This window comes from Hyphomonas polymorpha PS728 (genome assembly GCF_000685315.1).
GTDB lineage: Bacteria > Pseudomonadota > Alphaproteobacteria > Caulobacterales > Hyphomonadaceae > Hyphomonas > Hyphomonas polymorpha.
The window spans coordinates 1-11,884 of the sequence record NZ_ARYM01000045.1; the positions used below are offsets into that span (position 1 = coordinate 1).

At 63.3% G+C, this 11,884-nt stretch carries 11 protein-coding genes; 4 read left to right on the forward strand and 7 right to left on the reverse strand.

The window, feature by feature from the left end; genetic code table 11:
* Positions 1-83: 83 nt before the first annotated feature.
* From HPO_RS19080 to sdhC, 5 genes are read right to left on the reverse strand one after another with little or no spacing between them, the layout of a single operon-like run.
* Positions 84-866, reverse strand: coding sequence for a succinate dehydrogenase iron-sulfur subunit (locus tag HPO_RS19080; protein ID WP_035602707.1), 783 nt, complete (start codon positions 864-866; stop codon positions 84-86).
* A gap of 30 nt (positions 867-896) precedes the next feature.
* Positions 897-1,196, reverse strand: coding sequence for a hypothetical protein (locus HPO_RS19085; RefSeq protein WP_035602709.1), 300 nt, complete (start codon positions 1,194-1,196; stop codon positions 897-899).
* A gap of 33 nt (positions 1,197-1,229) precedes the next feature.
* The gene (gene sdhA / locus HPO_RS19090; protein ID WP_035602727.1) at positions 1,230-3,017 is read right to left on the reverse strand and encodes a succinate dehydrogenase flavoprotein subunit; all 1,788 of its coding nucleotides are present in this window, start codon (positions 3,015-3,017) and stop codon (positions 1,230-1,232) included.
* 25 nt (positions 3,018-3,042) lie between these two features.
* Complete coding sequence (gene sdhD / locus HPO_RS19095) at positions 3,043-3,432, reverse strand: succinate dehydrogenase, hydrophobic membrane anchor protein (RefSeq protein WP_051612848.1); 390 nt, start codon at positions 3,430-3,432, stop codon at positions 3,043-3,045.
* A 10-nt stretch (positions 3,433-3,442) separates the two neighbouring features.
* Positions 3,443-3,841 carry a succinate dehydrogenase, cytochrome b556 subunit gene (sdhC, locus tag HPO_RS19100; RefSeq protein ID WP_035602712.1) on the reverse strand — a complete coding sequence of 133 codons (399 nt, stop codon included), beginning with the start codon at positions 3,839-3,841 and terminating at the stop codon, positions 3,443-3,445.
* Positions 3,842-3,931: 90 nt separating this feature from the next.
* Between sdhC and HPO_RS19105 the strand changes: the two genes are divergently transcribed.
* From HPO_RS19105 to HPO_RS19115, 3 genes are all read left to right on the forward strand, one after another.
* A complete protein-coding gene (locus HPO_RS19105) occupies positions 3,932-5,680 on the forward strand; it encodes a DUF885 domain-containing protein (protein ID WP_035602714.1) in 1,749 nt (582 codons plus the stop codon).
* Between the two features lie 233 nt (positions 5,681-5,913).
* Positions 5,914-7,782 (forward strand): ABC transporter ATP-binding protein, encoded by a 1,869-nt coding sequence (locus HPO_RS19110; protein WP_035602716.1) that lies wholly within the window; start codon positions 5,914-5,916, stop codon positions 7,780-7,782.
* Complete coding sequence (locus tag HPO_RS19115) at positions 7,779-8,498, forward strand: glutamine amidotransferase-related protein (protein ID WP_035602719.1); 720 nt, start codon at positions 7,779-7,781, stop codon at positions 8,496-8,498. Before HPO_RS19110 ends, HPO_RS19115 begins: the two co-directional genes overlap by 4 nt.
* A 15-nt stretch (positions 8,499-8,513) precedes the next feature.
* Here the strand turns inward: HPO_RS19115 and HPO_RS19120 are convergent, their stop codons facing one another.
* Positions 8,514-9,299 (reverse strand): outer membrane protein, encoded by a 786-nt coding sequence (locus HPO_RS19120; RefSeq protein WP_035602721.1) that lies wholly within the window; start codon positions 9,297-9,299, stop codon positions 8,514-8,516.
* Positions 9,300-9,532: 233 nt separating this feature from the next.
* On the opposite strand from HPO_RS19120, the gene HPO_RS19125 reads away from it, so the two are divergent.
* Positions 9,533-11,050: a phosphomannomutase/phosphoglucomutase gene (locus HPO_RS19125; RefSeq protein ID WP_035602724.1), complete on the forward strand. Its 1,518-nt coding sequence runs from the start codon at positions 9,533-9,535 to the stop codon at positions 11,048-11,050.
* A gap of 37 nt (positions 11,051-11,087) precedes the next feature.
* Here HPO_RS19125 and HPO_RS19130 read toward each other — a convergent pair whose 3' ends face one another.
* A complete protein-coding gene (locus HPO_RS19130; RefSeq protein ID WP_035602733.1) occupies positions 11,088-11,711 on the reverse strand; it encodes a glutathione S-transferase family protein in 624 nt (207 codons plus the stop codon).
* Positions 11,712-11,884: the final 173 nt, after the last annotated feature.

Consider the following 11,884-nt stretch of genomic DNA (forward strand, 5'->3'; position numbering starts at 1 on the left):
ATCTCGCAAAAAATGACAAGCCCCTGAAACCATTGGGTTCAGGGGCCTGCGGAGCTTGGATTTTTGAGGGATAAGCGACCGCTTTAAGCGACGCGCTCCACCATCATGTGCTTGATCTTGGCGATGGCCTGGGCGGGGTTGAGGCCCTTCGGGCAGACCTGCGCGCAGTTCATGATCGTGTGGCAGCGATAAAGCTTGAAGGGATCTTCCAGCGCATCGAGACGCTCGCCGGTGGCTTCGTCGCGGCTGTCGATCAGCCAGCGATAGGCCTGCAGCAGGGCTGCGGGGCCAAGATACTTGTCGCCATTCCACCAGTAGGACGGGCAGGAGGTGGAGCAGGAAGCGCACAGGATGCACTCATAGAGGCCGTCAAGCTTGGCGCGGTCTTCGGCCGACTGGCGCCATTCCTTCTCCGGGGTGGGCGTTGCCGTCTGCAGGAAGGGCTGCACATAGGCGTGCTGGGCGTAGAAATTCGTCAGATCCGGGATCAGATCTTTCACCACCGGCTGGCTGGGCAGCGGGGCGATGACGACTTCACCGGAGGGAAGCTCTTCAAAGCCCTTTGTGCAGGCAATCGTGTTGCGCCCGGCAATGTTCATCGCGCAGGAGCCGCACACGCCTTCGCGGCAGGAGCGGCGGAAGGCGAGGGTCGGGTCGATGTTGTTCTTGATGTAGATCAGCACGTCGAGGATCATCGTGCCGGCGCGGTCCATATCCACCCAATAGGTATCCCAGCGCGGATTGCCGCCTTCCTCGGGGCTGTAGCGATAGATCCGGAAAGACCGCAGATTGGTCGCGCCCTGGGGCTTCGGCCAGGTCTTGCCTTTCTTGACCTTGGAATTCTGGGGAAGGGTCAGCTGTACCATGTCTTCAATTCCCTGGCTGTGCGTGCCGTCTTAGTCTGTTGCCCTGCGGCGCGCTGTGATCACCGCGCCATCCGTAATGCTAAATCCGAAACCGTATCCGCCCTGACTCATGACACCCTTTTCCGAATGGCCGCTGACGGACGGCAATATGGAAATGATGTCGTAGCCTTCTTCGTGCAGTGAGTTGCAGGCGGTCTCGATCAGGGCGGAGAGTTCTGCGAGATCCGCCTGATGCGGATCGTCGACCAGTTTCTTGCCCCTGCCGAGGAGTTTCTTCTCTTCCTTCTTCTGCTTTCCGGCGCGAACCCAGACAGTCTTGTACTGGCTCATCTGCGTACCGCGCCGGATTGCTGTTTCAGTTTATCAGTATACCCGCGCTTTCGGCTTGATGTACTCGATCTCGTTGGAGAGCGTGTAATCATGCACCGGGCGGTAATCGAGCGTGACCTTGCCGGCCTCGTCGCACCAGGCGAGGGTGTGCTTCATCCATTTCTCGTCATCGCGATTTGAGTAGTCTTCGCGGGCGTGGGCACCGCGGCTTTCCTCGCGATTGGCTGCCGAGTTCACCGTGACGGCGGCCTGGCAGATCAGGTTTTCGAATTCGAGCGCTTCGACGAGATCGGTGTTCCAGATCATGCCGCGATCCTTCACATCGATGCCCGGCAGTTTCTTGTAAACGTCCTCGATGGCGTCGACGCCTTCCTTCAGCACCGAGCCGGTGCGGAACACGGCGCAGTTGGACTGCATCGCGCGCTGCATTTCGAGGCGGAGCTTGGCGACCGGCTGGTCACCGGCGGCGTTGCGCATCTTGTCGAGGCGGGCGAGGTGGGCGTCGGTGGCCGATTTGGGCAGTTCCGGCTGGCGGGCGCCGGCCTCGGTGGTGGCGCCGCAGCGCAGGCCGGCAGCGCGGCCGAAGACCACAAGGTCGATCAGTGAGTTGGAGCCGAGACGGTTTGCGCCGTGTACGGACACGCAGGCCGCTTCGCCCACAGCCATCAGGCCCGGAACGACGGCATCAGGATCGCCGCCCTTCTTGGTGAGGACTTCGCCGTGGAAGTTGGTGGGGATGCCGCCCATATTATAGTGGACGGTCGGCAGAACCGGGATCGGCTCTTTCGTGACGTCCACACCGGCGAAGATCTTCGCGGTTTCCGAAATGCCGGGCAGACGCTCATGCAGGGTTTCGGGCGAGAGGTGGTTCAGGTGGAGATAGATATGATCCTTCTCCGGACCAACGCCGCGGCCTTCGCGGATTTCCATCGTCATCGCGCGGGAGACCACATCGCGGGAGGCGAGGTCTTTTGCGGACGGCGCATAGCGCTCCATGAAACGTTCGCCTTCGGAGTTGGTGACATAGCCGCCTTCGCCGCGTGCGCCTTCCGTGATCAGACAGCCTGAGCCGTAGATGCCGGTGGGGTGGAACTGGACGAATTCCATATCCTGCAGCGGCAGGCCTGCGCGCAGGACCATGGCATTGCCATCGCCGGTGCAGGTGTGGGCCGAGGTGCAGGAGAAGTAGGCGCGGCCATAGCCGCCGGTGGCCAGGATGGTTTTCTGGGCGCGGAAGCGGTGGAGCGTGCCATCATCCAGTTTCCAGGCGGTGACACCGCGGCAGACGCCGTCTTCGTCCATGATGAGGTCAAGCGCGAAATACTCGATGAAGAATTCGGTCTCTTCCCGCACGCACTGGCCGTAGAGGGTGTGCAGCATGGCGTGGCCGGTCCGGTCAGCCGCTGCGCAGGTGCGCTGGACAGGGCCTTCGCCGAAATTGCGGGTCATGCCGCCAAAGGCGCGCTGGTAGATCTTGCCTTCCTCGGTGCGCGAGAAGGGCATGCCCCAATGCTCAAGCTCGTAAACGGCGGCCGGGGCGTTGCGGACGAGGTATTCGATCGCGTCCTGGTCACCGAGCCAGTCGGACCCCTTGACGGTGTCGTACATGTGCCACTGCCAGCTGTCCTCGGACATGTTGCCGAGCGAGGCAGCGATGCCGCCCTGAGCGGCAACCGTGTGGGAGCGGGTGGGGAAGACCTTGGTGATACAGGCGGTGCGCAGACCGGCCTGCGCCGCGCCAAGCGCAGCGCGGAGACCGGAGCCGCCGGCGCCGACCACGACCACGTCATAGGTATGATCAATCCAGTTATAGCTGCTCATTTTATCTGTCTCTTCTTCGCGTGTCTCAACCAGCAATCCAGATCTGAACCACCGCCATGGCCACGGCGACGAACATCGCGATCGCGGCAAAGGTGTTCAGGATAAGGAGAGTAGTGCGCATGCCGGTTTTGGCGATGTAGTCTTCGATGATCACCTGCATGCCGAGGCGCATGTGGTAGGACACGGCGCCGGCGGTGAGGATGAGGAGGGTGGCGTGCAGGGGCTGGGCGACCCAGGCCCGGGCGCCGTCATAGCCGGCGCTGGAGATGCTGATGATGGCATAGAGCGCAAGCGGCACCAGGATCAGCAGGGCGAGCGCGGCAACGCGCAGGCGGATATGGTGCGCCGTGCCGGATTTGGCGGAACCGAGACCGCGGGCGGCCTTGGTGGGGGTCAGGAACTGGCCTTGTGACATGGGGGCCTCCTCAGAACGCGCCGGCGGCAAACATCAGCGCAACAGCGCCGAGGATGGCCAGAAAGTAGATGATGGTGGACACGGTGCTGGCGACCTTCGGCGAGAAGCCGATGCCGGGACCATCCCAGACCAGATGGCGGATGCCGTTGAAGAGGTGGAACATCACGGCGACCGCCCAGAGGAAAAGGATGATCTTGCCGGGGATGGAGGTGATGATCCCCTGCATCGCAGCGAAGGCATCCGGGCTGATGGCGAGCGCCACAAGCCAGGCGGCGATCAGGAAGGTGCCGAAATACAGGGCTGCCCCCGTGATCCGGTGGGTGATCGAAGCAAGCATCGTGACGTGGTAGCGCCAGATCTGCAGGTGCGGGGACAGGGGGCGCGTGGCGGCGCGCTGCGGTCCGGACATGGGGTGTTCCTCGCGTGCAATGGGAAGCTGGTATCCGCTTCTACGAGCCTCTAGGGTCGTGTCAACGCAGGCACTCGTGGGAGCGACAAATTGAAACCGGCTGTTCTGGCGCTTTTGATGCTGTCTCTCGCCCCGGTTGCCCTAGCGGCGCCAGCAGACCCGCTGGACGCGCTGGTGGCCGCATATGAAGCGCACACGCGCCAGGGAGACCCCGATCAGGCCGCCGATGCAGACGCCGCGCTGGTGAGCCGGTGGCGGGATGTTTCACCCGAAGCGCTGGCGGCGCGGGCGGGCAAGGCCAGCGCGCTGCTGGCTGAAATCGAGGCAGCAGAGACCGGCCGGACGCTGGATCAGGCGATCCTGACGCGGCTTCTGGCCGATGAAATCCGCGAAGTGACCCATGATTCGGCCCGCATCCCCTTCACCGGGGATTGGGGCTTTCAGGCAGAGCCGGTGTTTGCCGCGATGCGCCTGCGGGTGCGCACGGTGGCCGAGGCCGAAGCCTGGATTGCGCGGCTGAACGATGTACCCCGCTATTTTGCGCAGAACCGGGCCAACATGACGCGCGGGATCGAGACAGGCTGGACCGCCCATGCCGACCCGCTGAACACCGCGCGGGCGCAGATCGAAGCGCAGATTACCGATGATGTAGCTGCCAGTGAGCTTTACCGGCCGCTGGCGGAGATGAGTGATTCGGTGGACGCAGAGTCCAGATCCCGGCTTCAGGCCGAGGGGCTGGCAGCGGCGGCGCGCGCCATCGGCGCCTATCGCGAGACGCTGGCCTATATAGATGAAACCTATGCCCCGGCGGCGCGTCAGGGCGCCGGGATTGCCGGGCTGGACGGCGGGCGCGAGGTGTATGCCGCGCTGGTGGAGACCCATACGGCGGGGGCGGGCTATTCCCCCGAGGAGATCCACGCCATCGGCCTGGAAGAAGTGGCCCGCATCCGGGCGGCGATGGAGGCGATCATTGCCGATACCGGCTTTGAGGGCAGCTTTGCCGATTTCCTGGTCTTCCTGCGCACCGATCCGCAATTCTATGCGCAGAGCGCGGCAGAGCTGATGCATGCGGCCAAGCATATCGCCGCGCGGCTCGACGCGATGCTGCCGGACTATTTCAATCTGCTGCCGCGCCTGGGCTACACCGTCGAGCCGGTGCCCGCCTCGATCGCGCCGGGATACACGTCCGGGCGGTATATGTCGGGGGATCCGGGCGAGGGGCGGCTGGGGGCCTATCTGGTCAATACCTATGCCCTCGACCAGCGCCCGCTTTACGAATTGCCGGCGCTTTCGGCGCATGAAGCCGTGCCGGGGCACCATCTGCAGATTGCGCTGGCGCAGGAGATGCAGGCGCAGCCCTGGTTCCGGCAGAACTATTATGCCACCGCCTTCGGGGAGGGCTGGGGGCTTTATGCCGAATATCTGGCCAGCGAGGCCGGCCTGATGGAGACGCCGTATGAACAGTTCGGCGCCCTCTCCATGGAGATGTGGCGGGCGTGCCGGCTGGTCTCGGACACCGGGCTGCACTGGTATGGCTGGAGCCGGGAAGAGGCGGAGACCTGCTTCAAGGAAAATACCGCGCTGGCCCCGCTCAACATCCAGACCGAGGTGACGCGCTATATCGGCTGGCCGGGGCAGGCGACAGCCTACAAGATCGGCGAGCTGAAAATCCGCGCGCTGCGGGCCGAGGCGGAAGCGGCGCTGGGCGAGCGTTTCGACATCCGCGCCTTCCATGATGTGGTGCTGGGGCAGGGGGCGGTGCCGATGGACGCGCTGGAGATGCAGGTGAAGGCCTGGATTGCGGCGAAAGCGGGCTTGGGGGCGCCGGCGGCGCCGTAGCTGCCGCCGCGCGCAGGGAAAAAATCAAGTGTTTCCCCTTTCGTCACACTCGATGCGCGTGAGCGCATCTGAGTGCCCATCCCCTGCCATTGCCGTTGCTTGCAGCAGCGAGAGCACGAGATGGGCGCTCTGACGGGCTTTGCCCGCCGAGCGTGACGAATAAGCCGCAAGCGGGTTCCATGCCAATCTTTCCTCCTTGTTCTTTGACGCCTGCCTCTCCAAATGGGCGGGCCATGTTTCGCTTCTTTGAACGCCGTATCGATCCGTTTCCGGAGACCCTGCAGGGGACCCCGCCCAGGGGGCTTTGGCCGTTTCTCTGGCATTATATCCGCCCGGCAGCGCCCTGGCTGATCCTGATGTCTCTCTTCACGGCGCTGATCGCGGTGGGGGAGGTGGCGCTGTTCGGCTTCCTCGGCGGGATTGTTGACTGGCTGGCCTCGGCTGACCGTGCGGGCTTCCTGGAGCGCGAAGGCAGCACGCTGGCCGTCATGGGCGCGGTGCTTCTGATCGGCCTGCCGCTGGCGACGCTGATCCAGGGGCTGATCGTCTATCAGGGCCTGATGGGGAACGTGCCGATGAGCGCGCGCTGGCGGATGCACCGGCAGATGCTGGGCCAGTCGATGGGCTTTTTCGGCAACGAGTTTGCCGGGCGTGTCGCCACCAAGGTGATGCAGACGGCATTGTCCGTGCGCGAAGTGGTGATGAAGGTGCTGGATGTCTTCGTCTTCGTGGCGGTGTATTTCATTTCGGCGCTGGTGCTGGTGGCGGCGGCCGATCCCTGGCTGATGGCGCCGTTCATTCTGTGGGCGGTGGTTTATGGCTTCATCCTGCGCTGGTTCGTGCCGCGCCTTGGCAAGATTGCCGAAGCGCAGGCCGATGCGCGCTCGATCATGACGGGCCGGATCGTTGATTCCTACACGAACATTCAGACGGTGAAGCTGTTTGCCCATTCCGGCCGTGAGGAAGACTATGCCAAGGGCTCGATGGACGGGTTCCTGCAGACGGTTTACCGGCAGATGCGGATGGTGACGGGGTTCAACGTCATCGTCTATGTCAACAACTCCCTGCTGGTGTTCCTGGTGGCCGCGGGCGGTATCTATCTTTGGATGGGCAATCTTGTGGGCGCGGGCGCGGTGGCCGCGGCCGTGGGCCTGACGCTGCGCATCAAGTCCATGTCGCAATGGATCATGTGGGAAGTGGCGGGCCTCTTCGAGAATATCGGCGTCGTCTATGATGGCATGGCGATGCTGCAGAAGCCTGTGGCGGTGGAAGACCGGCCGGGCGCGGAGGCGCTGCCGCGTGTGAAGGGCGAAGTGACCTTCGAAGGCGTGACCTTCCATTATGGCAAGGGCGCGGGCGTGATCGAGGATTTGAGCCTCGCCATCCGGCCGGGCGAGAAGATCGGCCTGGTGGGCCGCTCGGGCGCCGGCAAGACGACGCTGACCAGCCTGCTGCTGCGCTTCTATGACGCCGAAAGCGGGCGGATCCTGATCGACGGGCAGGACATTGCCGGGGTGACGCAGGATTCCCTCCGGGCACAGATCGGCATGGTGACGCAGGATACTTCGCTGCTGCACCGCTCCATCCGCGAGAACATCTCCTATGGACGCCCCGAGGCGACCGATGAGGACATCCGCGTCGCCGCCGAGAAGGCCGAAGCGATGGCCTTCATCGAAACGCTGGAAGACTCCAAAGGCCGGATCGGCTTTGATGCGCATGTGGGCGAGCGCGGCGTGAAGCTGTCCGGCGGCCAGCGCCAGCGGATCGCCATTGCGCGGATTTTCCTCAAGGACGCGCCGATCCTCATTCTGGATGAGGCAACCTCGGCGCTCGATTCCGAAGTGGAGGCGGCGATCCAGGACAACCTCTTCCGCCTGATGGAAGGCAAGACCGTTCTGGCGATTGCCCACCGGCTGTCGACCATCGCGCAGATGGACCGGCTGATCGTGCTCGATCAGGGCCGAATCGTGGAGCAGGGGACGCATGACGAGCTGGTCGCCGCGGGCGGTCTCTATGCTGAGCTTTGGGCGCGCCAGTCCGGCGGCTTCCTGGTGGAGCCCGAACGGATTGAGACAGAGGCAGTGACGGAACCGGCAGAATGAAGCTGACGATAGTGGAAACGGGCCTGGCGCCTGCGGCGATCCGTGACCGGTTTCCGGATTATCCGGAGATGTTCCGGCGGATGTTCGAGGGGGCTGGCGCCGGCCTTACCTGCGAAACGGTGTCTGTGGCGCGCGGGCAGGGCCTGCCGGACCCGGCGGGTCTGGAGGCGGTGCTGTATACCGGTTCTCCGGCGGGCGTTTATGATGATGAGCCATGGATCAGCCCGCTGATGGATTTCATCCGGGCGGGCGCGCAGGCCAAGCTGCCGCAGGTGGGCATCTGTTTCGGCCATCAGATCATGGCCGAGGCGCTGGGCGGAAAGGTCGAGAAGTCCACCAAGGGCTGGGGCGTGGGCCGGCATACCTATGATATCGGCGCGACGCCGGGATGGGCAGGGGCCGCGCCCGAAGCGATGCGCATCGCCGTCAGCCATCAGGACCAGGTGGTGGTGAAACCGCCGGGGGCGGATATTGTGGCTTGTTCGGCGTTCACCGAATTTGCCGGGCTGAGTTATCAGGATTTTCCCGGACTGAGCTTTCAGTGCCATCCGGAATTCGATCCGGAGTTTTCCGCGGCTCTCTACAGCGCGCGCCGGGGTGTTTCATTGAGTGAAGAAACGGCAGATGCGGCGATCGCCTCGCTGGACGGGGCGTGCGACCGCCGCTTTCTGGCGCAATGGATCGTCAGCTTCCTGAAGACTTCTTCGGTAAGCTAACGCGGGGATGACCCATCAGCTGCCGAAACGGTAGCGGGCACCGATGCTGAGCACGGTCTGCTTGTTTTCGACATTCAGCGTGCCGGGGAAAAGGTCGTTCTGCAGCTCCACATCATCTGTGGCGCGGTAGACCGCCTCGCCGAAGAGGTCGATCTTGTCGGTGATGGCCCAGCTGGCACCGCCCTTGACCTGCCAGGCGAGTTTGCCTTCGCTGTCATCGATGATGCCGACGCCGGAGGGGCGATAGGTCACCTGCACATCGGAATAACCAAGGCCCGCGCCGACATAGGGGCGGATCATGCCGTCGCGGTTGAAGTCGTAATAGAGGTTGGCGAAGACGCTGGTGGATTTGATATCGCCCTGGCCATCGGCCACGACCGCGCCGACGGTGGCGCCAAGCTGGGTGGCCGAGCCGGTCAGCACCGCCGCATCGACGCCGTCGATCACGGTGCCGGCAACGTTGACGCGGTTATGGGTGTCCACATCCGCCTTGGAATAGGCAAGCTCGATGCCCGAGCGCGGGCCGTTGCCATAGAAGGCGCCGACTTCGCCGGAGAGGGTGTAGCCATTGTCGAATCCGGTTTCCCAGCCATAGGGCGTGCCGGCGGCGATGGCGGTGCCGAAGGGGATCACGGGGGCGCCGTTGCCGGTGGCGAAGGCGCCGGTTGTGCCGCTATTGGAGCTGTCATTCTGGAAGAGGTAGCCAACCGAGCCGGCAGCATACCATTCCTGCGCCGAAGCCGGGGCCGCCACAGCGGCTGACAGGACGCCGAAGAGGGCAATCGCAGAGCAGACTTTCATGTGTTTTCTCCTGTGTGGGGTGCAGGATCGGGCGGCGTTGAGAGGAAGCGCCGCGCGCGTCCGGGACAGGAGCTAGAATAAAATATCTTGGTTTCAATATTTTATTCCTGAACTTTTTGTCAGATTGAGGCCGCATTTCTCCTTTGCCCCCAGGGCGCGAATTTTGCATGGAAGAGGGCGAGACATTTGCGGGCGCTTCGCGCCGCGCCAGAACCATTTCACGGAGAGACATCATGCTGCCCAGACCGCTTGCCGATATTGCCCCCAACACGCTCGAATTCGAGATTCTGCCGCTGGTGAAACCGACGGGTTTCCGGGAGTATGACGCGCGCTGGTGGTTTAACGGCATCGGTCACGCCAAGGCGCCGGAGCTGAACCTTACGGGCGTGCAGGCGCTTGGCCTGGGCATGGCGACGCTGTTCCATGAGCTGGGCGTGAAGCCGACCGTGGTGACGGGGCATGATTTCCGCTCGATCAGCCAGCCGATCAAGAATGCGCTGACGCTCGGCATGGTGGCCGGGGGCTGCGAGGTGCTGGATGTGGGCCTGGCGCTCTCGCCGATGGTTTACTGGAGCCAGTTCGAACTGGATGCGGCGTGCTGCGCCATGGTGACGGCGAGCCACAACGAGAATGGCTGGACCGGCGTGAAGATGGGGGCCAACCGCCCGCTGACCTTCGGGCCCGAAGAGATGGGCCGCCTCAAAGAAATCGTCATGGGCGGCAAGTTCGAGGTGCGCGAGGGCGGCACGCACAAGCGTGTCGATGGCATCCGCGAGAAATACATCAAGGCGATCATCGGTGACACCAAACTGAAGCGGAAGCTGAAGGTGGTCGCGGCTTGCGGCAATGGCACGGCCGGCGCCTTTGCGGGCGATGTGCTCCGCGGGCTTGGCGCAGAGGTGATCGAGATGGATTGCAATCTCGACAACACCTTCCCGAAATACAATCCGAACCCGGAAGATCATGAAATGCTGCACGAGATGTCGCTGGCAGCAAAGCAGCATGGCGCGGATGTCGTGCTCGGCTTTGACGGCGATGGCGACCGGTGCGGCGTGGTGGACAATACCGGCGAAGAGATCTTTGCCGACAAGATCGGCCTGATGCTGGCGCGTGACCTTTCCAAGCATTACCCGAACGCGAAATTCGTGGTCGATGTGAAATCCACCGGCCTTTACAAGACAGACCCTGTGCTGAAGGCGAACGGGGCGACGGTCGACTACTACAAGACCGGCCATTCCTATATCAAACGCCGCACGACCGAACTGGGCGCGCTGGCGGGATTTGAAAAGTCCGGCCACTTCTTCTTCCGCCCGCCGATCGGTCTTGGCTATGATGACGGCCTGATTGCCGCCAAGGCGGTTCTGGAGATGCTGGACCGCAATCCAGGGCGCACGATGGCGGACCTCAAATCAGAGCTGGGCGTGGCCTATACCTCGCTGACGATGGCCGCTCATTGCGGCGACGAGGTGAAGTATGGGGTCGTCGACCGCATGGTCGAGGAATACAAATCTTTCGACGGCAAGGAAATCCTTGGACGGAAGGTTGTCGAGGTGAACACCGTCAATGGCGCCCGCGTGACGCTGGAGGATGGCTCCTGGGTGCTGGTGCGTGCTTCGTCCAACAAGCCGGAGCTGGTGGTCGTGGTGGAATCCATGGCCAGCGAGGCGGACATGAAAGACCTCTTCCACAAGGAAGTGAAACCGCGCCTCGGCAAACATCCCGAAGTTGGCGGATATAATCAGGAAATCTGATCGATCATCCCCCCCGGCCCTGGCCGGGGCAGATCTCTCACGCCGCCGGGCCGTATTCGGGGATGGCGGCGTCGTCGAGTTCGGCGGCGCGCCGGGCCGCGGGGCGAGACTGGATGCGGTCGAGATAGGCGGCAATCCTGGGCGTAGCCGGGATGGAGCCGAACTGCGTGGCCCAGCCGATATGCGAGCCGGCATAGACATCGAGCGCGGAGAATTTGCCGCCGAGCATGTAGCCGGTTTCCGGAACGAGGCTCAAGAGCACGTCGAGCGCGCGCTCGAACGTGCCATAGCCGACCATGCGGGATTGCTCCGGCGTTACCTGAACGCCGAGGGCGGCATTGACATTGGCCTGTTCCCAGGGCCCGGCGGCAAACATCATCCAGCGGTAATAGCCGGCCCGGCCTGCCAGCGGCGGGGCGAGGCCGGCCTCGGGAAAGGCGTCTGCCAGATAGAGGCAGATGGCGCCGCATTCGGTGACCACCTGGCCATTGTGGACGATGGCGGGCACCTTCTGCATCGGGTTTACGGCGGCATAGGCGGCGCTGTTCATCTCGTCGCCATAGCGCAGGAACCGGGTTTCATACGGCGCGCCGGTTTCTTCCAGCATCCAGCGGATGATCCGCCCGCGGGACATGGGATTGGTATAGAAAACAAGGCTCATCCGCCGCTCCATATGTTCACGTTTTGATCCTTGCGCTTTTGCCCGCGCTTCGTCAACCGGTCTTTCCCCACGGCAATCTCCTCTTGATTCCGCCGCTCAAAAAATGCACCCCGCCAGCATCTGCCTCGCTTCAAGAGTGTTGAGGGAATCCCATGCGTGTTGCGATTATTGGT